Genomic DNA, 26,599 nt, shown 5'->3' on the forward strand with positions numbered 1-26,599 from the left:
GGTCAAGGGCTTGTCGATCATTCGACTCTTCGGGCGCCGGGACCCTCGCGAGAGAGTTCGTCGTCGGGGTTGAGCAGCCTGCAGGCTTTCATCGAAAGACAACCACAACCGATGCAGCCGGTCAGCTCGTGCTCCAACGCTTCGAGAATGCGCCTGCGCTCCTGTAGCGTTCGCTTCCACGCCTTCGAAATACGTTGCCACTCAGCACGAGTCGGCATACGATCCATCGGCAGGGGAGCCAGCAGGGTCGCGACTGTTGCAAGCGGAATGCCGAGCCGTTTGGCGATCACGACGAGGCTGATCCGGCGAATCATGTGTCGTCGATACCGGCGTTGATTGGTCGGCGTTCGAATGGACGAGATCAGACCGAGGGTTTCGTAGTAGTGCAGTGCCGACACGACGACGCCGGTTCGCCGAGCGACTTCGCCGACCGCAAGTAGGTCGTCGGGCTCCGGTTCGCGGTCTTCCCGCTCAGCGACGGTTGCCATACCGATCGGCAAGCTTCGTCTCTTTGGCGGTGGGTGTTGGAGCGGGGTTCGTCGTCGGCTCGCTCGTCGCAACCTTCGTCTGCTCGGGTGGCGCGGCACCGGCTTCGCGATCCTTGCGGCGTTCCCGCAGTTCCGCCCGCGCGAAGTAGGCCAGACCGAGCGGCGCCATGATGCCGAACGCCAGCCACTGCAAGCCGTAGGAAAGGTACGGTCCGGCGTCGAGTTGGGGGAGCGGTACCGGCTCGAAGCCGCCGGGTTGATCGTCGTCGAGTTGGACGTAGCCCTCGGCAAGCGGGAACCCGACGAATGCGGACACCTGCGGCGGGTTGATCGAATAGACCTGGCGATAGCCGTCCGTCGTGAGCGGGCTCTTGCTCGGATCCGTACCTTCGGACAGTCGAATCCGGCCGTCCAAGGTCACGGGCCCCGTCGGTGCTGCCGCGACCGGCGGTGCTTTCGTTCCTTCGACCGCGTCGATGTAACCACGATCGACGATGACCGCTGTGCCATCGCTCAACCGGACCGCGGTGAGTACTTCGTAGGACGGTGAGCCACCGTTGGATCGCAGCCGGACCAGCACGTCGCTGCCGGGGACGTACTCACCGGTGACGACGACGCGCCGCCATTCGTCCTCTTTGCGGGGCAACCCTGCGCCGAGGAATTCCTCGACACCGACTGGATCGGAGTCGAGCGAATCCTCGATCAGGCTGTTGCGCTCCTCGGTGCTGGTGTTCTTGCCAAGCTGCCACGGTGCGAGCACGTTGAAGCACAGGTAGGCGAATGCAGCGACCAGTAGCGCCAGGATGATCCAGCCCGGGCGGAGCAGAAATTTCAGACGACGCACTAGTCCACGGTAGCGGCCAACTCGCGCCGAACCCATTCCAGTGGGCCAGGCACAGCCGCTTCGATCTGGCGGTGGACCAATTCGTAGTCGGAGACGTCGCCGTAGTACGGGTCGGGAACGTCGGGTCCGTCGGCGTCGGGGTCGAAGCTTCGCAGCAGCCGCCGCCGTTCGGACGGCACTCCGAGCTGCGCCAACGCGCGATCGTGGCCGGTGTCGAGTGCGATCACCAGATCAGCGCCGAGATGATCGTCGCCGACGGTCGCCGCTGCGTGCTCGGTGCTGTAACCGTGGCGCCGGAGTATCGCAACGGTCCGCGCCTGCGCGGGATCGCCGACATGCCAACTTCCCGTACCTGCGCTGCTCAGGCGAACGCGGTCGGCGAGCCCGGCCTTCGCGAGATGGCCCTCGAAGATCTTCTCGGCCATGGGGGAGCGGCAGATGTTCCCGGTGCAGACGAAGGTGACGTGCAGTTGCCGGTCAGAGAGGTCGGAGGGCCGGAAGAGTCGCGTCAGGTCCGCGACAGTGGATGCGATCCACGCTGCGTCGTCCGATTCGCCTGGCTGCCCGTAACCCCAGCCGGCGTAGATCGTCGGAATGCCCCAGCGCTGCGCGCCGTGGACGTCGTGATCGCGATCGCCGACCATGACGACGTCGTGGGTGCCGTCGGCGTCGGGTTCGATCCCGAGGTGTCGCAGGGTGTGCTCGATGACATCCGCTTTGCCACGCCGAGTGCCGTCGTCGCTTGCGCCGCCGATGAATTCGAAGTGCTCGGCCAGCCCGAAGTGTTCGAGAATTCTGATCGCAAGCCGCTGCGCCTTGGACGTCGCGACGCCGAGGCGGACGCCATCGGCAACGAGCATCCTGAGGATGGGTTCGATGCCGTCGAACACGGCGTTGTCGGCCCAGCCGCCGCCGGTGTCGTAACTCTCGAAGTACGCGGCAATCGCGCGGGCCGTGGTCTCGTCGTCGAAACCGAGCCGGCGAAACGTGTCTGCCATCGGCGGACCGACCACATCGGCGACCAGTTCCGGCGGCGGTTCGCCGGCGCCGACCGTCTCGAGTGCATGACGGAAACCGGCCACGATCCCGGCAGCGGAATCGGTGAGCGTTCCGTCGAGGTCGAACAGGACAACGCGCGTCGGCAGCTTGGGGGTCACACTCCCATTCTTGCCGACGGCGACGATCCGTAAGCTCGTCGGTTGTGGACCATCCGGTGACCGACGACGCGGAGTTGCGCGCCCGGCTGCGTCATCACGGGGACGTGGACGCCGAGGTCGGTCTGCTCGACTTCGCTGTCAACGTCCAGGGAGCGGCACCACCGACGTGGCTGCAGGAGCGTCTGGTCCGGCAACTTGCGACCTTGGGCCGGTACCCCAGTGCCGCCGAGGATCTATTCGCTCGCACGGCGGTAGCCGATCGGCACGGACGCACCCCGGACGAGGTGTTGTTGCTTGCCGGTGGGGCAGAGGGGTTTTCGTTGCTGCCGCGCCTCGGGTCGACGCTCGCAGCGGTTCTCCATCCATCGTTCACCGAACCCGAGCTCGCGCTACGCGAGGCCGGAGTACCTGTCGCACAGGTGATTCTGTCCGCGCCGTACAGGCTCGACCCGGCGGCCGTACCCGAGGCAGCCGATCTGGTCGTGCTCGGCAATCCAACCAATCCGACGTCGGTCCTGCACGATCGCGAGTCGATCCTTGCGCTGCGGCGACCGGGGCGAATCGTCGTCGTCGACGAGGCATTCGCCGATGCAGTTCCCCGTGAACCGGAGTCTCTCGCAGGTGCGTCGTATCCGGACGTTCTTGTGCTGCGCAGCCTGACCAAGACCTGGGCGCTCGCGGGTTTGCGGTGCGGCTATCTGCTCGGGTCGCCGGAATTGTTGGCACGCTTGCGAATCGGTCGACCGCATTGGCCGCTCGGAACGTTGCAACTGGCAGCGATCGCGGCATGCAACGAGAAGGCTGCCGTTGGCGAAGCAGCGGTGCTGGCAGAGCGGATCAGCGCCGATCGAGCGGTACTCGTCGGTCTGCTCGACCGTGCGGGCTTCGAGGTGTCGCTGCCTGCAGCGGGGCCGTTCCTGCTGATCCGGGTTCCGGATGGAGACAGAGTGCGAAAAAGGTTACGAGACAACGGTATTGCGGTCCGTCGGTGCGACACGTTTCCCGGCCTCGGCCCCGACCACATCAGGGTCGCGGTGCGCGGCGTCGACGATTCCCGCAGGCTGTGCGAGGCGCTGAGCGTTGCGACTTCGAAGGAGTGGTCATGACTGTCGAACTCTCGAAAATCATTGCCGCACTAGACGATGCGTATCCGCCGCACCTCGCCGAGAGCTGGGACTCGGTCGGGCTCGTCTGTGGTGACCCCGCCGACTCGGTCGAGCGGGTGTTGCTCGCCGTCGATGCAACCGACGCGGTCGTGGACGAGGCGCTCGCGTCGGGCGCGCAACTGCTCGTCGTGCACCATCCGCTCCTGCTACGTGGTGTCGACACCGTCGGCGCCCACACGCCGAAGGGTGCGGTGATTCACAGGCTCATCCGGGGCGATTGCGCGCTGTTCACCGCGCATACCAACGCGGATTCGGCCGATCCCGGGGTGTCCGACGCGCTTGCCGCCGCACTCGGATTGACCGTGACCGGCGTCATCGAGCCGATCTCGGCTCGCGCGCTCGACAAATGGGTCGTGATGGTGCCACGCGCCGACGCCGAGCGCGTGCAGGACGCACTGTTCGCAGCAGGTGGGGGACGGATCGGCGATTACAGCGAGTGCAGCTGGCAGACCGTCGGGATCGGACAGTTCCGGCCGGGAGCAGAGGCGAATCCCGTGCTCGGCAGCGTCGGCACCGTGGAGAAGGTCGAGGAAACCCGGCTCGAACTGGTAGCCGAACGGCACCTGCGCGGTGCTGTGCTCGATGCGCTGCTGGCGAGCCACCCCTACGAGGAAGTTGCCTTCGACGTACTCGAACACGCCGCACTGCCGTCGCGGCAAGGCCTCGGGCGGATCGGTCGGTTGGCCGAACCGGAGTCGTTGCGCGAATTCACCGCATCTGTGCGAGCGGCCTTGCCGGACACCGTGTGGGGCGTTCGAGGTGCGGGCGACCCAGACGCGATGGTCGAGACCGTTGCGGTCTGCGGGGGAGCCGGTGATTCGTTCCTCGAGGCTGTTGCAAGGCTCGGCGTCGACGTGTACGTCACGTCCGATCTGCGGCATCACCCCATCGACGAGCACCTGCGGGCAGGCGGACCAGCCGTCGTCGACGTCGCACACTGGGCTAGTGAATTTCCGTGGTGCGCACAGGCGCAGGGTGTTCTCGACACCGCCTTCGGTGCGGAGGGCTTGACGACAACCGTGTCGCAACTGCGGACCGACCCGTGGACGATCGGCGGCACATGACACCTCGGTTGCTCGGGCTCGGAGTACGGTTGTGGGTCGGCAGCGTCACCCGCGCCTGCTCGATGCCGGAGATGATCGACCCATTGATCGACCCAGGAGTCCTCACAGCGTGAATGTCGAACCTCGAATCCAGAACGAACTGCTCGACCTCGCCAAGATCGACGCAGAGCTGACAAGGATCGCGCATCGGCGCAAGACCCTCCCTGAACAGTTGGAGGTCGACCGGCTCGAGACCGAACGGCTCGCGCGTAAGGACGCCGCGGTTGCCGTGCAGATCGCGATGGACGACCTCGACCGTGACATCAAGAAGTTGGAGGGTGAGGTCGACGCTGTCCGCAGGCGCGAGGAGAAAGACAGGCAGATGCTGGCGAGCGGCACCATCGCAGCCAAGCAGCTCTCCGAACTCCAACACGAACTCGGCAGCCTGGAGCGCCGGCAATCGATACTCGAAGACGACCTGCTCGAGGTTATGGAACGACGCGAGGCGTCCGAGGCCGATTACCAGCATGCCGGTGCGCAGCTGAGCAGAATCGAAGACGAGCTCATCGACCAGCGACGCCGGAGAGACGACGCCGTCGCCGACCTCGATACCAGCGAAAAGCGTTGCACAGCGGACAGAGCGGCGATCATCGAGCACTTCCCGGCCGAGTTGATCGAGATCTACGAACGTCAGCGTGCCCGACATGGCGCCGGTGCCGCCCTTTTGCAAGCGCGTCGCTGTGGCGCCTGCCGGATCGAAATCGATCGTGGCGAGATCGCGCGCATAGCGAAGACGGAACCCGAGGAAATCGTTCGGTGCAGCGAATGCGGGGCAATCCTCATCCGTACCAAGGAATCCGGACTGTGACCCCCGGTCGCGTCATCGTCGAGGCCGACGGTGGGTCACGCGGCAATCCAGGGCCCGCCGGGTTCGGTGCAGTCGTGCTCGCCCCCGACAAGACGACCGTACTGGCCGAGCGGTTCGAGGCCATCGGAATCGCTACCAACAATGTGGCCGAATACCGTGGGCTGCTAGCGGGTTTGGCGGCGGCGGCCGAGATCGGCGCCGACGAGGTCGACGTCCGAATGGACTCCAAATTGGTGGTCGAGCAGATGTCGGGACGCTGGCAGGTCAAGCATCCGGACATGATCGACCTTGCCGAGCAAGCTCGTCGGCTGGCGAATCGTTTTGCGCGAGTGACCTATACCTGGATTCCGCGCGCACAGAACGCCCATGCCGACCGGCTTGCCAACCGGGCGATGGATGCTGCCGAAGACGGGCCGCTCGAGGACAAGGACAGCGCGGACAGCGCACCCGCTGCCCCCGCGAACACGGCACCAGGCTGGACCGGCGCGCTCGGTGAACCGACCCGGCTGCTGCTGGTCCGCCATGGTCAGACCGAGTTGTCCGTCGACCGGCGTTATTCCGGCCGTGGCAATCCGGCGCTGACCGAACTCGGTCGCAGCCAAGCAGATCGCGCGGCAAAGCGTGTTGCGGGCAAAGGACTCGATGTCGCGGCCGTCCTCTCGTCGCCGTTGGATCGCGCGCTGGCAACCGCGTCCGCCGTCGGTGTCGGGCTCGGCATCGACCCCACGGTCGTCGACGGACTCACCGAGACCGATTTCGGCGACTGGGAAGGGCTGACGTTCTCCGAGGCAGCCGAGCGTGACCCGGAACTGCATCGCCGGTGGCTCACCGACACGTCGGTCCACCCGCCGATGGGCGAAAGTTTCGAGGAGGTCCGAGGTCGCATCGAAACCGTTCGCGACCACCTCGTCACCGAGTACCCCGGCCGGACCGTCGTCGTTGTCAGCCATGTGACGCCGATCAAGACACTGCTGCAGATTGCGCTCGGTGTCGGTTCGTCGCTGTTGTATCGACTGCACCTCGACCTGGCCTCGCTCAGCATCGTCGAGTTCTACCCGGACGGCGGCGCGTCCGTTCGTCTGGTCAACGACACGTCGCATCTGGACTAGTCACGACTGCTGCGCCGAGTGTGCAGTTGTTGTCGCTTCGGGGCGCCCAGGGCGCACTGAAGTGCACACTCGTCGAGGTTTACAGCAAACCCGCCGCCTTGTAGGCGACGAGGGAACCGGCAACCGCGACATTGAGGCTGTTGCCCGAGCCGATCATCGGAATTTCCACGGCGATGTCGACATGTTCGAGCGCGGCCGCAGGGATGCCATCACGTTCGTTACCGAGCACGATGACCGTCCGACGCCGCGTGGCGGGTAGGTCGGCAAGCCGGATCGACTCGTCGGTGAGCTCGACAGCGATGATCTGCGCCCCGCTGTTGTGCTGTCCTGCAAGCCATTTCACGGCGCTTCCCTGAAACCAATGCACACACGCCGGGCGATGCAGCGTATTGCCTCTTTCGAGTGCCTCGGGCACCCACGGCAACCGCGGAACGGCGAGGCAGGCGCCGACCGCGTCGCAGGTTCGTAGCAACGTGCCCAGATTGACGCCGTGCATGGGCCACAGCGGGGCAAGAATCAGATGATTCCAGCAACCGTGACGACGGGGGCGTCGGTGCTGCCGGATCTCACCGCGGGTTCGTATCCGCGGGGCGTTCACAGGTCGGCGGGCGCGTCCGTCCCAGAGTCGAGATGTGATTTCACAAGAAGATGTGTCATAAGTGAGCGGCGTTTCGCGGTACGCCGGAACCATCGACGAGGATCGGGATAGCCAGGCAAGTCTACGAGTCGAGTCTAGGCGATGATTTTCTGCAACGTGCGCAGGTTTCTGGTCGTCGTCGTCGACTTGTAGCGCTTCTTGCCACTGGCTTTGCCGAACACGCTCAGCAGCGTCTGCCCGCGCTCGACCTCCCAATAAACCACGCCGTCACCTGCAGCCACTCGCTCGACCTCAGGATCGAGCGAGTCGGCAAGGTCGCGCAGTTCGGTGCCGATGTCGGCGTCGGACGTGAACACGACGTAGGGGTGCCAACCGTCGCGCTCGGGATCGAACGGGTACGCCTCGACGATCGCACGCACAGTGTCGGTGTCGTGCAGGACGATCCACGCCTCGTAGCCGAAACGCTCGGCGAGGGCGCCCTCGATGTCTGCTTTCAACGCCTTGCGATCGGAGCGGTCGGTGTCGAATACGACGTTGCCGGACGCGAGAATCGTTTTGACGGCAGTGAAACCGTTGTCCTCGAACAGCTTTCGGACATCAGCCATCTTCATGTTGATGCCGCCCACGTTCACGCCCCGCAGCAGCGCCACGTAGCGCGTCATCGATGGGCCTCTCACGGCTTCAGGTTTGCGACGAGGAATTCCGTCTGGTCTTTCACCGTCTGCTCGAAGGGCTCGCCGACATAGATGTCGAAATGCCCGACGGGGTAATGCTTTACGACACCACGCGGAGTGCTTGCCGCGACTTTCGCCGTTCGTCCCGCCGGCGCGACCGTGTCCTTGTCGCAGATCGCGTAGAACACCGGCATCGCGAGTTTCTTGGCTTTGCGTCCAGGCGCGTCGAGGGGTACGTGCAACGCGATCCTCGCGGCGACCTCGGGTCGGTAGAGCGGACTTTGGGCGGACAGGGCGCCGTAGCCGGCGACGACATCGTGCGCGGACATCAATGCCGCGTCACCGTGTTCGCCTGCGAGCGCAACCATGACCGGCGGCCGTCCGAGAACCGAGCCGACGAGGTCGAGCACCGCGCGAAAACTCAGTCGTGCCAGCGTCACAGGTCCGACAGCGAGTGCGGACGCTATGCCGTCTGTAAACGGGCACTGGCTCACTACGGCCGCGATCGTGGGATCGTCGGCTGCGACCGCAAGGACATGCCCACCGCCGAACGAGCTGCCCCACAACGCGATCCGACTCGGATCTACCCCACCAACCGTGCGCGCGTAGGCGATTGCGGCGTGCCAGTCGGCGCGCTGTGCCTTGATATCGAGGATCTGGCGGGGCTCACCCGTACTGGCACCGAACCCTCGGTAGTCGAAGGCGAGCACAAGAAAACCGGCCGCGACGAACCGCTGCGCATACGCGTCGATACCCATCTCGCGGTTGGCGCCGAGTCCGTGGCCCATCACGACGAGCGGTCGGGGTGTCGGGGGTCCGTCGGTGGTCGGGCGGTAGAGCCAGGCCGCACAGGTGTCGCTACCGGACTCGAACGTGACCTCGACGCGGTTCATGACACCCGAGCATAACGAGTACCCTCTGGAATGCGGACGAGTTGGCCGGGCGGCCGCGGCGACAGGAACCGGGATAGCTATCTGCTGGCCTGTTGTCGAGGAAAGTCCGGACTCCACAGAGCAGGGCGGTTGTTAACGGCAACCCGAGGTAACTCGCGGGACAGTGCCACAGAAAATAGACCGCCGGCACGCGAGTGTCGGTGAGGGTGAAACGGTGCGGTAAGAGCGCACCAGCGCCCCGGGTGACCGGGGCGGCTAGGTAAACCCCGCCCGGAGCAAGGTCGAAGGCTGCATTACTCGTGAATGCAGCTGCGCAGGCGTTCGAGGGCTGCTCGCCCGAGCTTGCGGGTTGACTGCTCGAGGTACCCGGCGACGGTGTGCCCAGATGGATGGTCGCCACTCTGCGCTTCGGCGCGGGGGACAGGATCCGGCTTACACGCCAACTCGTCCGCCCTACCTCCGGTGCAAAACCGGTGGTAGGGCGGACGCTTGGCGCTGGTGTCGGCTGTGGCTAGCCGCCGGCGATGCTCTCGCAGGCGAAGGTGATATCGAACGGCGTCGTCTTCGAAGGATCCGTCAGATCCGCGCCGACGCCTTCGCCGGTGACCGTGTAGGTGTCACCGTCTTTGCTCACCGTCGCAGATCCCCCTGCCAAGCCCTGACCGAAGCCGAGTGCGTAGGGCAGGCCACCCGAACCGCCTTTGGTGCCACCGATCAGGACAGCCGTCACCTTGTCTTCCCCGGATACCGTCGCCGAAATACCGAGGGTGCCGTAGGTTTCGTTTGCGTTGTCCGCCAACGCAAGTGCCAACGTGTCGCCCTGCTTGGCGCAGGTCGTCGCGAACTCGCCCGTCCACTCCGTGCCGCCCACGGAAACCGCGGAAGCGCCGCCCGAACCGCCAGCGGCTTCGGCAGAGGTTGTGGCACTCGTCGTTGTGTCCGACGACTTGTCGTCCGACCCGCATGCCGCGAGTCCACCGACAAGCGCAATGGAACAGAGAGCTGCGGCTGCTGCAGATGTGATCTTGCTGTTGATCAAATCCTTCTCCTGATCTGACGCGGGACCACCACCGAAAAGGTGCAGGTCACCGACCATTGTGGACCCGAGTGGGACCACGGCAAGTGAGTATGTCAAACCGATTGCGTCGCGCACGGATAACGAGAATTGTTCCCGTGGCAGAAGAAGATTCGCTCGATCCACGAGCGATACAAACTGTTAGTGCTGGTCGTTCTCGTCGTTCAAGGTGCGGCGCTTGTCCGGTGCGCTGCTGAAAACTGGCTGATCGTTCGGCGTTTCGTCGGAATCGACACGTGCCTGCTCGGCAGGAATGTGGCTGAAGAGATCTGACGACGTCGTTTTGGAAGAGTCCATTTCGTCCGTCCTAGAATATTCGGTATCTCAAACGTACCCCAGAAGCATCGAAAGGCCCCCGCCGCGTTCGGTGGGGGCCCTCGTCAGTGCAGTCTCAAATGGGGTTGACCATCAGTACCTGGGCCCAGTAGGTGGCCTGCTCTGCGCCGAGTACTGGCAGAAGTTGATCGAACAGGATCGTCGACATGGTTGTGCTCCATTTCTGAGATTCGGGTATGAGGGCAAGCGTATCCCGACCGGACCCGTTGCTCCTTGACGCCCATGGAGACTAACAGTGCCGGACCAAGTCTCGACCGGGCCAGCGTTTTCCCAGCTAGACGGCGAGTCGAGGGCAATTGGTTGCTGCACTCGAGGAGAGGTCGTCGACGATTCGTTGACGAGTCCTGTTATCGGGTGGGTCGAGGAAGCGGAACATCGTGACGCGGGTCATACTGTTCCCGCCATCTCGAAATCGTGCGAACTGATCAATTAGGGGTAAGCAGAAATGCGTGTTGCTCGTTACGTTGCCACCGGTGCAATTGTTGTCGGCGCCAGTGCAGGGCTTGCGGTGCTCGGATCGGGATCGGCGTCCGCGATCGGTGTCGCGCCCGTCCCAGGTGGCATTGCCGTCGATCTCAGTCATGCCGAGACTGTCTGGGCGTACAACAACAATGTCGGTGGCGCGATCGCAGGTCTGCCGCATCCGTCGGCAACATCCTTCGGGCTCACCTTCGATTCCGCTGCCGCTCTCGCCCTCGGCTACCCGCAGGGTCGCGTCGGCTTCACCGTTCTCGGTCCGGTCAACGACCTCAACGGCGTCATCGTCGCGTACGCGGAATAGGCGCGGCCGAGCGTAGACCCATCGTGTCCATGAGTCGAATTGCCGCGCGCACAATCGATTTCGGCGTAATCAGAACCGAGTTCGGCCTCGGTGAGGACTATCCGGAGGCCGCGGTCCAAGAAGCACGCAGTGCCTCGGACAGCTGCTCGGAAGAGCGCGAAGATCGCACCGATCTGGCCTTGGTGACCATCGATCCGCCGACATCGATGGATCTCGATCAAGCCGTCCATATTGCGCGTACCGACACTGGCTTCGTGGTGAGTTACGCAATCGCCGACGTCGGAGCGATGGTGGTACCCGGTAGCGCGCTCGATCAGGAGTCGCGCCGCCGAGGCCAGACGTTCTACCTGCCCGACGGGTCGTTGCCACTGCATCCGCGGGAACTGTCTGAAGGGTCGGCAAGTCTGCTGCCGGACCTGGTTCGGGCGGCAGCGTTGTGGACGATCGAACTAGACAAGAACGGGGAGACAGTCCGTTTCGATGTGCGGCGAGCCACGGTTCGTTCCGTCGCGCGGTTCGATTACGAAGGCGTCCAGGCCGCTGCCGACGCGGGGACCCTGCACCCATCGATCGAGGCGTTACCCGACGTGGGGCGCCTGCGGTCGGCCATTGCCGCTGCGCGTGGGGCGATCGAGCTGAAATTGCCGGATCAGGAGGTCGTCGAGGACGACACCGACGGATCGTGGCGACTCGTACTACATCCGCACACCAAGGCCGACGACTGGAATGCGGAGATCTCACTGCTGACCGGTATGTGCGCGGCGTCGCTGATGATCGAAACCAAGGTCGGGCTGCTCAGGACGCTGCCACCCGCCGAATCCGACGCACTGGCGTCGATCCGCCGTACCGCGGCGGCCCTTGGTATCGAGTGGCAGGCAGACAGGCCGATCGGCGCGTTGCTCGCCGAACTCGATCCGAACGCGCCGACCACCCTGGTGCTGATGACCGAGGCGACCACGCTGCTACGTGGCGCCGGTTATGCCGCGTTCGACGGTGAGCTACCCGAGCTCACCGTGCACAGCGGTATCGGTGCGCCGTACGCGCATGTCACAGCACCGCTGCGGAGGTTGTCGGACCGATTCTCGACCGAGGTATGTCTCGCAGCCAGCGCGGGCACAGAGATTCCGGCGTGGGCGCGGACCGCACTCGCCGACCTCGCAGACGTGATGCGCGCGTCCGATTCGCAGGCGAACAAGGTCGACCGAGCCTGCATCGACCTCACCGAGGCGGTACTGCTCGCGCATCGAGTCGGACAGCGGTTTGCCGCCGTCGTCGTACGCGAAGCCGACGGCAAACGCGACGCGGAAATCTTCGTCGAGGATCCGCCGGTGTTGGCCAAATGCACAGGTGAACCGCCCGAGGGCACATCCGTGCAGGTCGAACTCGCCACTGCGGACGTTCGTACGCGAGTGGTCTCGTTCGCCTACCGGTCCTGACCTACCGGAACTGGTCCGTCGCCTCGACGAGGTGGTGGGTGATGCCTGGCTCGTTGGCTGCATGACCAGCGTCGTCGACGATGTGCAGCTGTGATGCCGGCCAGGATTTGTGCAGTTCCCACGCGCTCGTGGCCGGGCACACCATGTCGTAGCGCCCCTGCACGATGACGCCGGGAACGTGCGACATCACGTCGATCTGCGCCAGCAGTTGCCCGTCTTCCAGGAAGCCACGGTTGTGGAAGTAGTGGTTCTCGATCACCGCGAAGGCCAGCGCGAACCGTGGTTCTGCAGTCTGAGCAACACGATCGGGCTTGGGCAGCAACGCACTTGTCGCACCCTCCCAGGTCGACCACGCAACGGCTGCGGCGGTCGCGACCGCACGGTCGGGGGAGTTCAGCAGCCGATGGTAGGCCTCGACGAAGTCGCCGTCGCGCTCTGCAAGCGGTATCTGCGCAACGAACTGCTCCCACAGTTCCGGGAACACGTTGCCCGCCGCGCCGTTGTAGTACCAATCGATCTCTGAGCGCCGCAACAGAAAAATGCCGCGCAACACAAGTTCGGTCACCCGATCCGGATGCGCCTGGGCGTAGGTGAGCGCAAGCGTCGAACCCCACGAACCGCCGAACACCAACCACCGGTCGATGCTCAGGTGCATCCGCAGTGCCTCGATGTCGGCGACGAGGTGTTGCGTCGTATTGACCGACAGGTCAGCGCCGTCGGCGATGTGCGGCGTCGAATTCCCGCAGCCGCGCTGGTCGAACAGCACGATCCGATATGCCTTCGGATCGAAGAACTGCCTGTTGAACGGTGCCGTGCCACCGCCAGGTCCGCCGTGTAGAAACACCGCAGGCTTGCCCGTCGGATTTCCGCTGCACTCCCAGTAGATCCGTTGTCCGTCACCGACGTCGAGGAAGCCGGTCTCGTACGGATCGATCTCGGGATAGAGGTGACGCATGACGGCGGGTCGCTCAGCGGCCGATGAGGCCGGATGCGAGATCGGGCAGGTTCAACGCCTCGATCGCCTGCCTGCGGATGTCCGGGCAGGTTTCGGTTGTGATGGTGTCGACGATCGAGCGATCGTTGGCGATCTGCAGATTGAGACCTGGTCCACCGGCGCCGAGCGCCCACTGGTTGACGAGGATCAGCAGACCTGGCCTGCCGAGCGTCGGCCCCTGGACACGCCAGTCAGACAGCGGGATCTCGAGGTCTGTGCAGAGCTGCTGCTTGGCTTGGTCGGACAGGTTCACCGCACCTGGGGGCGCGGGGACCGTCGACGTCTGCTGCACGCCTGAACTGGGGACCGTCAGCGACGAGTTGGTCGAGGCATCGTCGGTGGCTGGGCTCGAGCAACCGGCCGCGACGCCGACTGTGGCCAGCGCGCCGACCAGGCACGCAATTGCGTTCGGACGGACCGACATAAGGCACCTCATGCTCTGTTGGTGTGGAGCTTGCTTGCCACCGATAGTGCCATCAAAGGGTGAGCGATCGCCGCAGCCGGGCGTGCAGGTCGGCGACGAACTCTGCCCATGGCCCGGTCAGCGGGTCGATGTGAGTCCAGGGGTGTAACCCAACTAACGGCGCGAGCCGCTCTGCGGCATCGAGTTCTCGTTGGTCGACGGGTTCGCCCCACGCGTCGAAGTACCGTTGCCGCCAATCACCTTCGAGCATGCGTAACGACAGAAACGGGTGGGTGAGCACCGAGTCGCCCCAGTCGAAGAATTGCCCGCCGCCGAAGACGTTGCCGGCGTGGAGATCGTTGTGTTCGAGCGTGATTCGCCCCGAGTCGGTGAGTATCGCCGCGTAGTGATCTATGGCAGGCACGAGTTCGGCCGTGGCGTCCGCTGTTCGGCGATAGAACGCGCTCAACGCCGATGGCGGCAGATACGGAACGCCGATCGCTCGCAGTTCGTCTACGGCGGGTTCGACGTGCTTTTGCAGGCGAACGTAGGAGGCGACGACGTCGGTCCAGTCGCCGGACCCGACGTCGAAGGTCGGTCCGCCGTCGGGGCTGAGCACCCAGCCCCGAGCGGCGTCGATAGCCAACGGTGCGACGACATCGTCGGGTGCGTGCTGCGCGAGCCACTCGACGAGCGGACCTTCGTGAGCGAAGCCAGGTGCGTTTGCCTTCGCGTACATCGCCCCGGCGTCGGTCGTGATTCGTACGATCGTCGACCACGGTCGGGTTCGCGGTTGGGCCGAGTCGACGACCGCTATCGATCGCCGACTCAATTCCCTTGTGGCCCAATCCAGAAGCGGTTGGGCCGATGGCGGAGTCAGAAGCTGTGCTCCTCCGCGGGGAACGTGCCACGCGAAACCTCGTCGGCGTAGGCAAGAGCAGCGTTGCGAAGCTCGTCGCCGACTCGGCCGAACTTCTTGACGAACTTCGCCGTCTTGCCGGAGGTGTAGCCCGCCATGTCCTGCCAGACGAGCACCTGTGCGTCGCACTCACGGCCTGCGCCGATGCCGACGGTCGGAATGGTCAGCTTGCGGGTGACCTGGCCGGCCAACTCCGCGGGCACCATCTCCATGACGACCGAGAATGCGCCCGCTTCCTGAACAGCGATAGCGTCCGCGACAAGTTGCTCGGCGCCGTCGCCGCGACCCTGCACGCGGAATCCACCGAGGGTGTTGACGCTCTGCGGGGTGAAGCCGATGTGGGCCATGACGGGAATGCCAGCAGCCGTGATCGTCGCGATCTGGGCTGCGACTCGCTCGCCGCCTTCGAGCTTGACGGCGTGCGCGAGACCTTCCTTCATAAAGCGCGTCGCTGTGGCGAGCGCCTGCTCCGGCGAGGATTCGTAGCTGCCGAAGGGGAGGTCGGCAACGACGAGCGCGTTGGGCGCACCTCGAACCACCCCGCGAACCAGCGGAATCAGCTCGTCGATGGTGATCGGAACGGTGGTGTCGTAGCCGTAGACGACGTTGGCTGCCGAGTCGCCGACCAGAAGGACGGGGATGCCGGCTTCTTCGAAGATCTTGGCGCTCGAGTAGTCGTAGGCGGTGAGCATGGCCCAACGGTCGCCCGACTGTTTCATTGCCTGCAGATGGTGGACCCGCGTCTTGCGCTTGGCGGTAGCCGCCGGGGCAGATCCGTATGCGTTGGTTTCTGACATCTGTGAATCGGACATCTTTGTCCCTTTCTAGCCTCGAGGCCCTGTACGGGTCCCCGGGTGGGTGATGACATAGTCGAGTCTGCCACCAGCAGGTGAGCATTCGAAGCACAGTTGCTCGTGCCGTTGGTCACATTCGGCCATGTGAGAGATCCGAGGGTCAGCAGTGGGAGCGATGGACGAGCTCATCGACGACGCGGTGGTCGGCGAATTGTCCCGATTGCTCGGCAATGCGGGGTTTCGTCCGGATGCTCTGACCCTCGCGGCTGGGGCTGTCGCTGGTAGGAAGCTTCGTCAGCGGGTCGACGTCGTACGTGATGCGTTGTTGCTCGATCTCCCGGATTCTTATGCCAGTACGGCTCGGCTGGTCCGCGCCGCCTTCGCCGACGAGGAATTGCGCGGCTGGATGCTGTGGCCTGTGTCCGAGGCCGTCGTCGATCGAGCTCTTGCAACCGATCGGGTCCACGACTTCGACGACGCGATGGCGGTGCTTGCTCTCCTCACGACACGATTCACGGGTGAGTTCGCGATCCGAGCCATGCTCGCCGCGCGCCTGGAGCGAGCGATCGGCATCGCCGAGACGTGGACGAGCCACCCCGACGAGCACGTGCGTCGGCTCGCCAGCGAGGGCACTCGATCGCACCTGCCGTGGGCGAAGGGCGTTCCCGCGCTGGTAGGGCGGCCGTACACCCGTGCGATCGTCGATCGGCTGTATCGCGACGAGTCCGAGTACGTCCGGCGGTCCGCAGCGAACCACGTCAACGATCTGAGTCGTGACCACCCCGACGTCGCAGCCGAGATCGCGGCCGGGTGGTTGTCCGCACCCGACGACAACACGCAGCGCGTCTCGCGGCACGCGCTGCGCACCCTGGTCAAGAAGGGACACCCGAGGGCGCTCGAGGTCATGGGGTTCACGGGAGCGGAGTTCGTCGTCGATGGTCCGACCGTCGCCGAGTCCGTCGTCGCGCTCGGTGACTCGGTTCGATTCACTGCGCGCGTCACCAATGGTGGGTAGCGAACCGGTGCGAGCGGCGATCGATTTCGTTCTGCACTTTCAGAAATCGAACGGCGAGACCCGGCCGAAGGTGTTCAAGATCGGGGTGAGTTCGCTGCAACCGGGGGAGAGCATCGACATCGCGAAGTCGTTTGCCATGCAGCCGCGGACCACCCGGGTCTTGCACCTCGGCGAACACGCACTGGAACTGCAGGTCAATGGCGTCGCATACGGTCGGGCGGTGTTCGACCTGGTTGCCTGACATCCTGAAGAGTTGGACCCCCTCGCGGGGGCGTAAGTCTTCACGATTTGTGGGTCGATGGAACCGATCTGCGGCACGCGCGTCCAACCCGGTATGACTCCACGAGCCGTGCACGCGACGATGGCGCGCCAAGACGGTGTGATCTCTCGCGAGCAGGCCACGCGACTCGGAATGACCCAGAAGTCGATTTCACATCGCGTGACCACCGGGGAGTGGCGCAGGGTTTCGCGCGGTGTATACCTTCGGGCCGATCGCGAGTTCGCAGCTGCCGCGCAGGTCAGAGCCGCGGTTTTCGCTGCAGGTGAGGGCGCGGTTGCAGATGGACCTACAGCCGCGTGGTGGCACGGACTGATGGATCGCCCAGTGGTCCCGCACTGCGTGACGATCCCATCGAGTCGACGAATTCGGCCGATAAAGGGAGTTCGTGTGCGGCACCGCACGCTGCATCCGGCCGATATCGTCAGTCGTCGGCACCTCGCCGTTGTCGGATTGCCACTGGCAGTCCTCGAAGCGTCCGTCGCGATTCCCCGCGGAGCGGTTCTGATGGATCGTGCGCTGCAACGGTATACGACGCTCGCGCAGCTCAGCGTCGTTCACGAGCGAAATGCTGGACGCGCCGGCGCGAGCGCAGCGGCACGACTGCTGAGTGCGGCCGGAGAGGGTGGGGCCTCGGAGGCCGAGCGGATGCTCCTGCGATTGTTCCGGCGGGCAGGTGTTACCGGTTGGCAGGTGCACGTCCGCAGCCTCGGCTTCGAGATCGACGTAGCCTTCGTTCGCGAACGAGTCGCTATCGAAGTCGACGGCTGGTCGTGGCATCGCGATGCCGAGCGGTTCGCGCGGGACGGCGCGCGGCAGAACATCTTGGTGAACGCCGGATGGCATGTCCTCCGCTACACCTGGCACGACTTGGAGTACGAGTCCGATCGGGTGCTCGCCGAGGTTGCGACTGCTTTGCGCCGAGCGGCCTGACCGGATAGTGAAGAGTTGGCGCCCCTGCAGGGGGTGCAAGTCTTCAGGATGTGCGCGCTCCCAGGTAGTCCGACTCCAAGACGAGGTCCTTGACCAACTTCTGGTACTCGACATGGGCTTCGTGCTCGATCGTCTGCCACAGCGAGGCCTCGTTGGCGCGCATGTAGGCGAGGTAGTCGGGCGCTCCCGGCCACTTCACGTTGTCGGCGACGACGACGGTGCCTGGATGCAACCAGCCTGTCTCGATGATGCGTTGCAGGTCGGGCAGGTAGGCACTCTTGGTGTGGTCGAGGAACACGAAATCGACAGTGCCGTCGGCAAATCCGTAGTCCCTGCGCAGCGTGTCGATGGTTTTGCCGCTGTCGCCGAGCATGCCGACGATTGCGGTCACCCGCCGGGCAACGCCTGCGTGCTCCCAGATCTGCCGGGCGATAGCAGCATTCGCCGGACTGATCTCGACCGAGAACAGGCGCGCGTCGGCGGGCATCGCGCGGATGGTCCGCAGCGCGCTGTACCCGCAGTAGGTGCCGACCTCGAGGAGCACTTTCGGCGCTGACCGTGTGATCGCCCGTTCGAGGATCGGGCCCTTCTCGTCACCGATGTTCATCAGAAAGCGCCGATTGCGGGCGAAATCGTCGAGCACGCGAATCACGTCGTCCAGGTCGCCGTGTCGAGCGTTGGCGAGAACGTATGCGACCGCAGCTTTTTCGCGCCCGTCCCCGACCTGGCCGGTCTTGGCCATGTTCGCTCCGACGGCGGATCGGAAGATCGACCACCGCAGCGGAAGTGGTTTACCCGCAAGCTCGTTGATGGCGATCGCTCCCGCGAGCACCCCCACCACAGCAAGCGCGCGGCGGAAGAGTCGTCGTGGGTCCATGTATTCGATCCTCTCGCACTACCCGTGTGCCGCAAGCAGCAGCCACAACTGGAAGCCTAGGCGTCCGTGGCACCATCACGGTATGCCGATCGTCGAACGAACCGTCACAGCAATCGCCATCGGTACCTGCGTCGGAGCGTTGCTCGCGGGCTGCACTGCCGGTTCCGAATCGAATACGACCAGTACAACGCCGTCGGCACCGGCGCAGAGCAGCGAAACAAACCCCTCGACCGATGTCGCTCCTGGTCTCGAAAAGTTCTATTCGCAGAAACCGTCGTGGGGTTCGTGCGACGACTACGAAACCGACGAGCCGCTGAGTTCGAGTCTCGAGTGCGCACGCATATCCGTTCCGATCGACTACGACAACCCCGACGGTGACGAGGCACAGATCGCGATCTCGAGGTCGCCAGCGTCGGGCGACCGCATCGGTTCGCTGTTGTTCAACCCGGGCGGTCCGGGATTGGGCGGTCTGTCGATGGCGGCGACCGTCGGTTCGGGGACAGCCGTCGAAGAACGCTTCGACCGAATCGGATTCGACCCGAGGGGCATCGGTGCGTCCACGCCGACCATTCGCTGTCTGACCCCTGCGGAGAACGACGCGGAACGCCAAGACCTCGACATCGACGAATCACCCGCAGGCATCGCCGAGACCGAGAAGGAGGAGAAAGAGGTCGCCGACAAATGCGCCGAGCGGTCCGGCACGAATCTGCTCGCCCACGTCGGGACACGCGAGGTCGTTCGCGACATGGACATCATCCGAGCCGTGCTCGGCGACGACAAGCTGAACTTCGTCGGCTACTCCTACGGCACGCGGATCGGCGCCGCCTATGCGGAGGCGTTTCCCGAGAAGGTCAGGGCGCTCGTGCTCGACGGTGCCGTCGACCCCGAGGCAGATCCGCTCGACGAACTCGTCAAGCAGTTCGCCGGTTTTCAGAAGGCATTCGACGACTATGCGGCCGACTGCGCCGAGAGTTCGCAGTGCCCGCTCGGTACCGATCCTGCGAACGCCAACCGCAACTTCCGAGCCTTGATCGATCCGCTCATCGACAGACCGGCACGCACGACCGACCCGCGCGGGCTCGGCTACAACGACGCGCAGACGGGTGTGCTGCAGGCGCTGTATTCGCCGCAGCTGTGGCGTCCGCTGACGACAGGGTTGAAGGAGTTGCAGGAGGGTCGCGGCGACACCTTGCTCGGCTTGGCAGATCTGTACTCGGGTCGCCTCGACGACGGGACCTATTCCAATCTGAACGACGCTTTCGAAGCGATCCGCTGCGTCGACGATCCACGAATAACCGACCGCGCGAAGGTCGGGGAAACGAATCTGCGGATTCGCGAGGTTGCACCGTTCCTCGACGACGGGAAGGGGACTGGGCAGGCGCCGCTGGATTCGTGTGTGTTCTGGCCCGTGCCGAATACGGGTGAGCCGCACACCCTGTCGGTACCCGGTCTGCCGAAGGTTGTCGTTGTCTCGACGACGGACGATCCTGCGACTCCGTATCAGGCCGGCGTGAATTTGGCTCGGCAACTCGGCGCGTCACTGATCACGTTCCGCGGTACTCAGCACACCGTCGCGTTGTCGTCTGGGGAGCGGTGCGTCGACGACGCCGTGATCGATTATTTGACAGATTTGACGCCGCCGGCGCCCGACCTGACCTGCTGAACTCGGTTTCTATCGATCGATAGTGCAGGTGGGCGTCACGATGATGCGACAGATTTCACGATGTAACACGGATTTAACGCTAGGTGCCTAGTCTCGCGGGCATGGATCGCCAAAAGGAATTCGTGCTCCGCACCCTCGAAGAGCGCGACATTCGGTTTGTCCGACTGTGGTTCACCGACGTGCTCGGATATCTGAAGTCCGTTGCGATCGCTCCCGCCGAACTGGAGGGTGCGTTCGAAGAGGGCATCGGTTTCGACGGATCGGCGATCGAAGGCTTCGCGCGAGTGTCGGAAGCAGACATGGTCGCACGTCCCGATCCGTCGACCTTCCAGATCTTGCCGTGGTCGACGAGCAAGGGCCACCAGCATTCCGCACGGATGTTCTGCGACATCTCGATGCCCGACGGTTCGCCGTCGTGGGCCGACCCGCGCCACGTCCTGCGCCGCCAGCTCAACAAGGCAGGCGATCTCGGCTTCAGCTGCTACGTGCATCCGGAGATCGAATTCTTCCTGCTGCAGAACGGTCCGCTCGACGGCACCCCGCCCATTCCGGCGGACAACGGCGGCTTCTTCGACCAGGCCGTGCACGACCAGGCCCCGAACTTCCGCAGGCATGCGATCGACGCGCTCGAGTCGATGGGCATCTCCGTCGAATTCAGCCATCACGAGGGCGCGCCAGGCCAGCAGGAGATCGACCTGCGTTACGCCGACGCACTGTCGATGGCGGACAACGTCATGACGTTCCGCTACGTCGTCAAGGAAGTCGCGATCGACGAGGGCGTGCGCGCGACCTTCATGCCGAAGCCGTTCAGCGATCAGCCCGGCTCGGCGATGCACACCCACATGAGCCTTTTCGAAGGCGACACCAACGCATTCCACAACCCGGACGACCCGGGTCAGCTCTCCGATACAGCGCGAGCCTTCATCGCAGGCATCCTCGAGCACGCAAGCGAGATCAGTGCCGTCACCAACCAGTGGGTCAACTCCTACAAGCGGCTGATTCACGGTGGCGAAGCGCCGACGGCCGTCTCGTGGGGACGCTCCAACCGGTCGGCTCTCGTCCGCGTTCCGATGTACACGCCGAACAAGGCGTCGTCGCGGCGCGTCGAGATCCGCAGCCCAGACTCGGCCTGCAACCCCTACCTCTCGTTCGCGGTCCTGCTCGCCGCCGGACTTCGCGGCATCGAGAAGGGCTACACGTTGCCGCCCGAGGCCGAAGACGACGTCTGGTCGTTGACGTCGGCCGAGCGGCGCGCGATGGGTTACCGGGAGCTGCCGGGCAGTTTGCACGAAGCTCTGCAGTCGATGGAGAAATCCGAGTTGGTCGCCGAAGCACTCGGCGAGCACGTCTTCGACTTCTTCCTTCGCAACAAGCGCAGGGAATGGGCGGAATACCGTAGCCACGTAACGCCGTTCGAGCTCAAGGAGTACCTCGGCCTGTAAGGCCCCTGCACCGAGGCGGTAGCACCGTAGGTTTCGGGCGCGCTGTAGGTTTGACCGTATGGTTCGACCTCCCGCCGCTCGTTCCGTCGTGCCGAGCGCAGGCCGCCTCGGACTCGTCGAATCGTCGGCACCCGCCGATCTGCAGACCCTCGGTTGGGTAGACACCGACAGCATCGAACTGCTCTGGTCGCTCTCGCGTGCACCCGACGCCGACCTTGCGTTGAAGACGCTCGTCAAACTGCAGGAAAATCTCGGCGCCGACTGGTCCGAACTCGAATCACTGCTGCGCACGGACAAGCCGCTTCGCGGCCGCCTGTTCGGGTTGATCGGTGCCTCGATTGCGTTCGGCGACCACATCCTGCTCGACCCCGGTTGCTGGAAACTGCTGCACAACACGTCGTTACCGACTCCGGAGGCGATGCGCGACGCCATGTTGGACGCCGTCGGTGCGACACCGGAAACGGGGCCGAACGCATCGCCTGGTCTGTACCGGGCGGCGGTGACCGGACCGACCGTTGTACCTGTGTTGCGCAAGCGGTACCGCGATCAGCTGATGCTGCTCGCTGCCGCCGACGTTGCGGCTGTCGTCGAGAACGAGCCGGTCGTCCCGTACGCCACCGTCGGTAGGCACCTTGCCGATCTTGCCGATGCCGCGCTGACGGCAGCGCTCTCCGTCGCGGTCGCGACAGTGTGCCCCGACGAGCCGTGCCCGTCTCGGCTCGCAGTGATCGCGATGGGCAAATGTGGTGCGCGCGAGCTCAACTACGTCAGCGACGTCGACGTCATCTTTGTCGCCGAGCCTGCCGACACGCCCGCAAGCCGAATCGCGTCGGAGATGATGCGGATCGGCAACGCCGCGTTCTTCGAGGTGGATGCTGCGCTGCGGCCGGAGGGCAAGCAGGGCGCTCTGGTGCGCTCGCTGGATTCGCACATCGCGTATTACAAGCGCTGGGCGAAGACCTGGGAGTTCCAAGCACTGCTGAAGGCCCGTCCGATGGCGGGCGACATGGCGCTCGGCAAGCAGTATCAAGACGCGCTGCTCCCGATGGTCTGGACCGCGTCCGAACGTGAGGACTTCGTTCCCGAGACCCAGGCGATGCGGCGTCGCGTCGAGGACAACGTGCCGGAAGATCTCCGCGAACGCGAACTGAAGCTCGGACGAGGCAGCCTGCGCGACGTCGAATTCGCCGTCCAGCTACTGCAATTGGTGCACGGCCGCACCGACGAGGCCCTGCACGTGACCAGCACGGTCGACGCGTTGACCGCGCTTGCGACGCGCGGCTACATCGGGCGTGACGACTCCGCCAACCTCACGGCGTCCTACGAATTCCTGCGGCTGCTCGAACACCGGCTGCAGCTGCAGAAGCTCAAGCGGACCCACACCCTGCCGCCACCGGAGGACGAAGAGGCGCTGCGCTGGCTCGCCAGGGCCGCACACCTGCGACCGGACGGACGCAACGACAGCCTCGGCGTCCTCAACGCCGAGATCAAACGCAACGCTCATCGAATCCGCCGCCTGCACGCCAAGCTCTTCTACCGGCCGCTGCTCGACTCGATAACCAAGCTCGACAAGGAAGCGTTGCGACTCAGTCCCGACGCGGCCATCCGACAGCTGGCCGCGCTCGGCTACCTGGCACCGGAGAACGCGCTCGGTCACCTCAAAGCGCTTGCTGCCGGACCCGAGCGCAAGGGCCGCATCCAGGCGCTGCTGTTGCCGACCCTGCTCGAATATCTCGGTGACACACCGGATCCCGACGCCGGACTGCTGGCGTACCGGCGGGTGTCGGAAGCGCTGAACGATCAGGTCTGGTTCCTGCGAGAGCTGCGAGACGAAGGCGCGATCGCGCAGCGCCTGATGATCGTGCTCGGGTCCTCGGCCTACGTTCCCGATCTGTTGATGAAGGCGCCGGAGGCGATCCGGCTGTTCGCGGACGGTCCGAACGGTCCGTTGCTGATCGGTCCGAATCCGGCCGATGTCGCGCGCGGGATCGTCTCGTCGTCGGCACGCTACGACGACCCCAAACGAGCGATCGCCGCCGCACGAGCACTGCGCAGACACGAGCTCGCCCGCATCGCGTCGGCCGACATCCTCGGCATGCTCGATGTGCGACAGGTCTGCCGGGCGCTGTCGTCGGTGTGGGCAGCCGTGCTCAATTCGTCGCTGCAATCGGTGATCAAGGCTAGTGAAGCCGAACGGGGTGCGCCTGCGCCCGCAACGTTTGCCGTGATCGGCATGGGCAGGCTCGGCGGCTGGGAACTCGGGTACGGCTCGGACGCGGACGTGCTGTTCGTCTGCGACCCCAAAGAAGGTGAAGACGAAGCCCAGGCCGTCAAGTGGGCCAATTCGATCGCCGAGAAGGTGACGAAACTGCTCGGCGCACCAAGTACCGATCCGCCGCTGCAGGTGGATGCAGGGCTGCGGCCGGAGGGCCGCAACGGTCCGCTCGTGCGCACGCTCGCGGCCTACGACGCGTATTACAAGCAATGGGCCCAGGCGTGGGAAGTGCAGGCCCTGCTGCGGGCGCACCAGATGGCGGGCGACGAAGAACTCGGCATCCGGTTCCTGCATGTCATCGACAAGATCAGATACCCCGAAGGCGGGATATCGCCGACCGCCGTTCGTGAGATCCGGCGGATGAAGGCACGCGTCGACGCCGAACGGCTACCCCGTGGCGCGGATCCAGCGACGCACACCAAGCTCGGGCGCGGTGGTCTTGCCGACATCGAGTGGACCGTTCAGTTGATCCAACTGCAGCACGCGCGTGAGGTGCCGAGCTTGCACAACACGTCGACGCTGGAGACCTTGACGGCGATCGAGGCGGCCGAGTTGCTCAGTGCCGCCGACGTGAGCCTGCTTCGCGATGCCTGGCTGACCGCGACCAAGGCCCGCAACGCTCTGGTCCTTGTGCGAGGTAAGCCGACCGACCAGATTCCCGGGCCAGGTCGACTCCTGACCGCGGTCGCTCACGTCGCGGGGGCCGAGTATCGGGACGGCGGCGAGTTCCTCGACCACTACCTACGCGTGACACGACGGGCAAAAGCCGTGGTGGAGCGGGTGTTCGGCGGGGAGTAGCCGCCGCGTCGGCATACTGGACGGCATGGGGACCAGATGGGGGCGCCGCGTCGTGATCGGACTCGGCTGGATCGCAGTAGCAATCGGGGCGTTCGGCGTCGCGCTGCACTGGCTGGATTCGTCACGTCGCTTTTTTGTGCTGTTGGCATCGTTTGCGCCGTACGTCATGATCGCGGCGGTGCTCGGCCTGCTGCTGCTTGCACTTGCGAAGCACTGGATCGGGGTCGGTGCGGCTGTGTTGGCGATCGGCGCAGCCGTTGCGACGCAACTACCGGTCTACGTCGCGAGCGGTACCCCTGGCACAGGGCAGGCATTGACGATCATGCAGTCCAACATCTACTTCGGCGAAGGTGACGCAGCTGCTGTCGTCCGCGAGGTGACGGCGAACGACGTCGACATTCTCACGATCGACGAGCTGACGCCGGACAGTGTTGCCCGGCTCGATGCGGCGGGGATCGCAGCAGTTCTGCCCCATCGCTACGTCGAAGCCGACATCGGCGCCGAGGGCACCGGAATCTTCAGTCGCTTCCCACTGTCCGACCAGGTGAACCACGACGGCTTCATCTTGAATCAGGTGTCTGCTCGCGCGACACTGCCGAGCGGTGACGAGGTCACGGTGTTCGCTTTCCACCCCGTACCGCCGTTTCCGAGTGGTCCGCAACCGTGGTCGGGGGAGATGGAGCGCATCAGGGACATTCTCGACGCCGTGCCCGACAGCACGGAGCACGTCGTCGTCGGCGCTGATTTCAATGCGACACAGGATCATTCGCTGTTCAGGAAGCTGTTCGACACGGGCATCGAAGATTCGGCCGACCAAGTCGGTGCGGGGATGCTGCGGACGTATCCGTCGGACAAGAGCTTCCCGCCGATCATCGGTATCGACCATATTCTGCTGGCCGGGGCGCACGCGGACGAGCTACGCACCGTCCACATCGAGGGGACGGACCACATGGCTGTCATCGCGGACATCCGGCTGCGCTGAGAGTTCAGAGCAGTCCGGAGATCTCGTCCCAAAGCGCGCGATACGCCTTGGCCGCTGGGCTGTTCGGTGCGAACGACGGTAGCGGCGCGCGATGTACCGACATCAATTCGATCGCGGACAGCGAGGGGATTGCGGTTGCGCTCACCCCGGACCGTTGGCTCGGCAAGGTCGCAACTATCTCGCGGTGCAGGGCTTTTCGGCGGTCGACCATGGAAAAGAAGCCGTGCAGTATCGGCTTTCGTCCTTCGAACGTTGCGACGAAATCGGTCAGCTGGTCGAAGGTCCTCGCAGCGAGCACAGTCGGAATGATGGGCACCACAACGATATCGGCGGCGTGCAGCACGTTCTCCGATACCAGCGACAGACTCGGCGGCGTGTCGAGAAAGACGACGTCGTAGTCCGCGGACAGGTCCTTCAGCAGCTCCGCGATCGCTCGCGTCGAGTGCTTTGCTTTGCGATCGCTGCGGGACAGATCGATATCCATGTTGCGGTAGGTGAAATCCGCGGGCAGGAGATCCAGCCCTTCGAAATCGGTTGCCTTCAAGGCATATTCGACCGACTGCTTACCGCGGACCAGCTTCGCGCTGCCGCCCTTGACATGAGGCTGCACCCGGAACAGGAACGTGGCGGCACCTTGGGGATCCAAGTCCCACAGCAGAGTTCGGTTGCCGTCCAGCACACTCAGGTAGGCGAGGTTGACCGCTGTTGTCGTCTTTCCGACGCCGCCCTTGATCGTGTACGACGCGATGGTCTTCATGG

At 64.7% G+C, this 26,599-nt stretch carries 27 protein-coding genes, 1 other RNA gene and 1 pseudogene; 14 read left to right on the forward strand and 15 right to left on the reverse strand.

Features of this window, described 5'->3' with window-relative positions:
* Positions 1–17 precede the first annotated feature (17 nt).
* The 4 genes and pseudogenes from soxR to ACHIRB_RS28020 all read right to left on the reverse strand — a co-directional run.
* Entirely contained in the window at positions 18–488 is a 471-nt protein-coding gene (soxR, locus tag ACHIRB_RS28005) for a redox-sensitive transcriptional activator SoxR (RefSeq protein ID WP_395113855.1), read from the reverse strand.
* The gene (locus tag ACHIRB_RS28010; RefSeq protein ID WP_395125563.1) at positions 472–1,332 is read right to left on the reverse strand and encodes an SURF1 family cytochrome oxidase biogenesis protein; all 861 of its coding nucleotides are present in this window, start codon (positions 1,330–1,332) and stop codon (positions 472–474) included. Before ACHIRB_RS28010 ends, soxR begins: the two co-directional genes overlap by 17 nt.
* Complete coding sequence (locus ACHIRB_RS28015) at positions 1,332–1,844, reverse strand: low molecular weight protein-tyrosine-phosphatase (protein WP_395125580.1); 513 nt, start codon at positions 1,842–1,844, stop codon at positions 1,332–1,334. Before ACHIRB_RS28015 ends, ACHIRB_RS28010 begins: the two co-directional genes overlap by 1 nt.
* A pseudogene (locus ACHIRB_RS28020) lies at positions 1,833–2,516 on the reverse strand (HAD-IA family hydrolase); the annotation flags it as partial. The gene ACHIRB_RS28015 and the pseudogene ACHIRB_RS28020, both read right to left, overlap by 12 nt.
* Before the next feature lie 29 nt (positions 2,517–2,545).
* On the opposite strand from ACHIRB_RS28020, the gene cobC reads away from it, so the two are divergent.
* The 4 genes from cobC to ACHIRB_RS28040 all read left to right on the forward strand — a co-directional run bounded on the left by cobC (position 2,546) and on the right by ACHIRB_RS28040 (position 6,675).
* Entirely contained in the window at positions 2,546–3,595 is a 1,050-nt protein-coding gene (gene cobC, locus ACHIRB_RS28025; protein WP_395125564.1) for an Rv2231c family pyridoxal phosphate-dependent protein CobC, read from the forward strand.
* Positions 3,592–4,719 (forward strand): Nif3-like dinuclear metal center hexameric protein, encoded by a 1,128-nt coding sequence (locus tag ACHIRB_RS28030; protein ID WP_395113797.1) that lies wholly within the window; start codon positions 3,592–3,594, stop codon positions 4,717–4,719. The genes cobC and ACHIRB_RS28030 overlap by 4 nt, the downstream gene beginning before the upstream one ends.
* Positions 4,720–4,828: 109 nt before the next feature.
* Entirely contained in the window at positions 4,829–5,566 is a 738-nt protein-coding gene (locus ACHIRB_RS28035; RefSeq protein ID WP_395113799.1) for a zinc ribbon domain-containing protein, read from the forward strand.
* Entirely contained in the window at positions 5,563–6,675 is a 1,113-nt protein-coding gene (locus tag ACHIRB_RS28040; RefSeq protein ID WP_395125565.1) for a bifunctional RNase H/acid phosphatase, read from the forward strand. The genes ACHIRB_RS28035 and ACHIRB_RS28040 overlap by 4 nt, the downstream gene beginning before the upstream one ends.
* A gap of 79 nt (positions 6,676–6,754) precedes the next feature.
* Here ACHIRB_RS28040 and ACHIRB_RS28045 read toward each other — a convergent pair whose 3' ends face one another.
* The 3 genes from ACHIRB_RS28045 to ACHIRB_RS28055 form a co-directional block, all read right to left on the reverse strand.
* A complete protein-coding gene (locus ACHIRB_RS28045) occupies positions 6,755–7,171 on the reverse strand; it encodes a TrmH family RNA methyltransferase (protein ID WP_395113801.1) in 417 nt (138 codons plus the stop codon).
* Between the two features lie 236 nt (positions 7,172–7,407).
* Positions 7,408–7,935 carry a DUF1697 domain-containing protein gene (locus ACHIRB_RS28050; protein WP_395125566.1) on the reverse strand — a complete coding sequence of 176 codons (528 nt, stop codon included), beginning with the start codon at positions 7,933–7,935 and terminating at the stop codon, positions 7,408–7,410.
* 11 nt (positions 7,936–7,946) lie between these two features.
* The gene (locus ACHIRB_RS28055; RefSeq protein WP_395125567.1) at positions 7,947–8,840 is read right to left on the reverse strand and encodes an alpha/beta hydrolase; all 894 of its coding nucleotides are present in this window, start codon (positions 8,838–8,840) and stop codon (positions 7,947–7,949) included.
* A 37-nt stretch (positions 8,841–8,877) separates the two neighbouring features.
* Here ACHIRB_RS28055 and rnpB point away from each other — a divergent pair.
* An RNA gene (gene rnpB / locus ACHIRB_RS28060) (RNase P RNA component class A) lies at positions 8,878–9,291 on the forward strand.
* Positions 9,292–9,351: 60 nt separating this feature from the next.
* Here the strand turns inward: rnpB and ACHIRB_RS28065 are convergent.
* Together ACHIRB_RS28065 and ACHIRB_RS28070 are read right to left on the reverse strand one after the other, a co-directional pair.
* On the reverse strand, positions 9,352–9,993 hold the full coding sequence (locus ACHIRB_RS28065) for a lipoprotein LpqH (protein WP_395113805.1): 642 nt from the start codon (positions 9,991–9,993) through the stop codon (positions 9,352–9,354).
* Positions 9,994–10,056: 63 nt separating this feature from the next.
* Positions 10,057–10,212: a hypothetical protein gene (locus ACHIRB_RS28070; RefSeq protein ID WP_395113807.1), complete on the reverse strand. Its 156-nt coding sequence runs from the start codon at positions 10,210–10,212 to the stop codon at positions 10,057–10,059.
* Positions 10,213–10,696: 484 nt separating this feature from the next.
* On the opposite strand from ACHIRB_RS28070, the gene ACHIRB_RS28075 reads away from it, so the two are divergent.
* Positions 10,697–11,032, forward strand: a complete 336-nt coding sequence (locus ACHIRB_RS28075) for a hypothetical protein (protein ID WP_395113809.1) — start codon at positions 10,697–10,699, stop codon at positions 11,030–11,032.
* Between the two features lie 29 nt (positions 11,033–11,061).
* Complete coding sequence (locus tag ACHIRB_RS28080; protein WP_395113811.1) at positions 11,062–12,468, forward strand: RNB domain-containing ribonuclease; 1,407 nt, start codon at positions 11,062–11,064, stop codon at positions 12,466–12,468.
* Position 12,469: 1 nt separating this feature from the next.
* Here ACHIRB_RS28080 and pip read toward each other — a convergent pair whose 3' ends face one another.
* From pip to panB, 4 genes are all read right to left on the reverse strand, one after another.
* Positions 12,470–13,423, reverse strand: a complete 954-nt coding sequence (pip, locus tag ACHIRB_RS28085) for a prolyl aminopeptidase (RefSeq protein ID WP_395113813.1) — start codon at positions 13,421–13,423, stop codon at positions 12,470–12,472.
* Positions 13,424–13,436: 13 nt separating this feature from the next.
* Positions 13,437–13,886, reverse strand: coding sequence for a hypothetical protein (locus tag ACHIRB_RS28090; protein ID WP_395113814.1), 450 nt, complete (start codon positions 13,884–13,886; stop codon positions 13,437–13,439).
* A 52-nt stretch (positions 13,887–13,938) separates the two neighbouring features.
* Positions 13,939–14,604 carry a hypothetical protein gene (locus ACHIRB_RS28095; RefSeq protein WP_395113816.1) on the reverse strand — a complete coding sequence of 222 codons (666 nt, stop codon included), beginning with the start codon at positions 14,602–14,604 and terminating at the stop codon, positions 13,939–13,941.
* A 137-nt stretch (positions 14,605–14,741) separates the two neighbouring features.
* The gene (gene panB / locus ACHIRB_RS28100) at positions 14,742–15,581 is read right to left on the reverse strand and encodes a 3-methyl-2-oxobutanoate hydroxymethyltransferase (RefSeq protein WP_372433218.1); all 840 of its coding nucleotides are present in this window, start codon (positions 15,579–15,581) and stop codon (positions 14,742–14,744) included.
* Positions 15,582–15,753: 172 nt separating this feature from the next.
* Between panB and ACHIRB_RS28105 the strand changes: the two genes are divergently transcribed.
* The 3 genes from ACHIRB_RS28105 (at position 15,754) to ACHIRB_RS28115 (ending at position 17,803) form a co-directional block, all read left to right on the forward strand.
* Positions 15,754–16,593 (forward strand): DNA alkylation repair protein, encoded by an 840-nt coding sequence (locus ACHIRB_RS28105; RefSeq protein ID WP_395125568.1) that lies wholly within the window; start codon positions 15,754–15,756, stop codon positions 16,591–16,593.
* Positions 16,594–16,600: 7 nt separating this feature from the next.
* On the forward strand, positions 16,601–16,834 hold the full coding sequence (locus tag ACHIRB_RS28110; protein ID WP_395125569.1) for a hypothetical protein: 234 nt from the start codon (positions 16,601–16,603) through the stop codon (positions 16,832–16,834).
* Positions 16,835–16,927: 93 nt separating this feature from the next.
* Positions 16,928–17,803 (forward strand): DUF559 domain-containing protein, encoded by an 876-nt coding sequence (locus ACHIRB_RS28115; RefSeq protein WP_395125570.1) that lies wholly within the window; start codon positions 16,928–16,930, stop codon positions 17,801–17,803.
* A gap of 43 nt (positions 17,804–17,846) precedes the next feature.
* On the opposite strand, the gene ACHIRB_RS28120 is transcribed toward ACHIRB_RS28115, so the two are convergent.
* Positions 17,847–18,680, reverse strand: coding sequence for an O-methyltransferase (locus ACHIRB_RS28120; RefSeq protein WP_395125571.1), 834 nt, complete (start codon positions 18,678–18,680; stop codon positions 17,847–17,849).
* Positions 18,681–18,762: 82 nt separating this feature from the next.
* Here ACHIRB_RS28120 and ACHIRB_RS28125 point away from each other — a divergent pair, with 82 nt between their 5' ends.
* From ACHIRB_RS28125 to ACHIRB_RS28140, 4 genes are all read left to right on the forward strand, one after another.
* The gene (locus ACHIRB_RS28125) at positions 18,763–20,343 is read left to right on the forward strand and encodes an alpha/beta hydrolase (protein ID WP_395127808.1); all 1,581 of its coding nucleotides are present in this window, start codon (positions 18,763–18,765) and stop codon (positions 20,341–20,343) included.
* A 101-nt stretch (positions 20,344–20,444) separates the two neighbouring features.
* On the forward strand, positions 20,445–21,785 hold the full coding sequence (locus tag ACHIRB_RS28130) for a glutamine synthetase family protein (RefSeq protein ID WP_199706876.1): 1,341 nt from the start codon (positions 20,445–20,447) through the stop codon (positions 21,783–21,785).
* Positions 21,786–21,843: 58 nt separating this feature from the next.
* Positions 21,844–24,858 carry a bifunctional [glutamine synthetase] adenylyltransferase/[glutamine synthetase]-adenylyl-L-tyrosine phosphorylase gene (locus tag ACHIRB_RS28135; protein ID WP_395113823.1) on the forward strand — a complete coding sequence of 1,005 codons (3,015 nt, stop codon included), beginning with the start codon at positions 21,844–21,846 and terminating at the stop codon, positions 24,856–24,858.
* Between the two features lie 25 nt (positions 24,859–24,883).
* The gene (locus ACHIRB_RS28140; RefSeq protein WP_395113824.1) at positions 24,884–25,840 is read left to right on the forward strand and encodes an endonuclease/exonuclease/phosphatase family protein; all 957 of its coding nucleotides are present in this window, start codon (positions 24,884–24,886) and stop codon (positions 25,838–25,840) included.
* 4 nt (positions 25,841–25,844) lie between these two features.
* Here the strand turns inward: ACHIRB_RS28140 and ACHIRB_RS28145 are convergent, their stop codons facing one another.
* Complete coding sequence (locus ACHIRB_RS28145) at positions 25,845–26,597, reverse strand: ParA family protein (RefSeq protein ID WP_395113826.1); 753 nt, start codon at positions 26,595–26,597, stop codon at positions 25,845–25,847.
* Between the last annotated feature and the right edge of the window lie 2 nt (positions 26,598–26,599).

Source organism: Antrihabitans spumae, assembly GCF_043944905.1.
Lineage (GTDB): Bacteria > Actinomycetota > Actinomycetes > Mycobacteriales > Mycobacteriaceae > Antrihabitans > Antrihabitans spumae.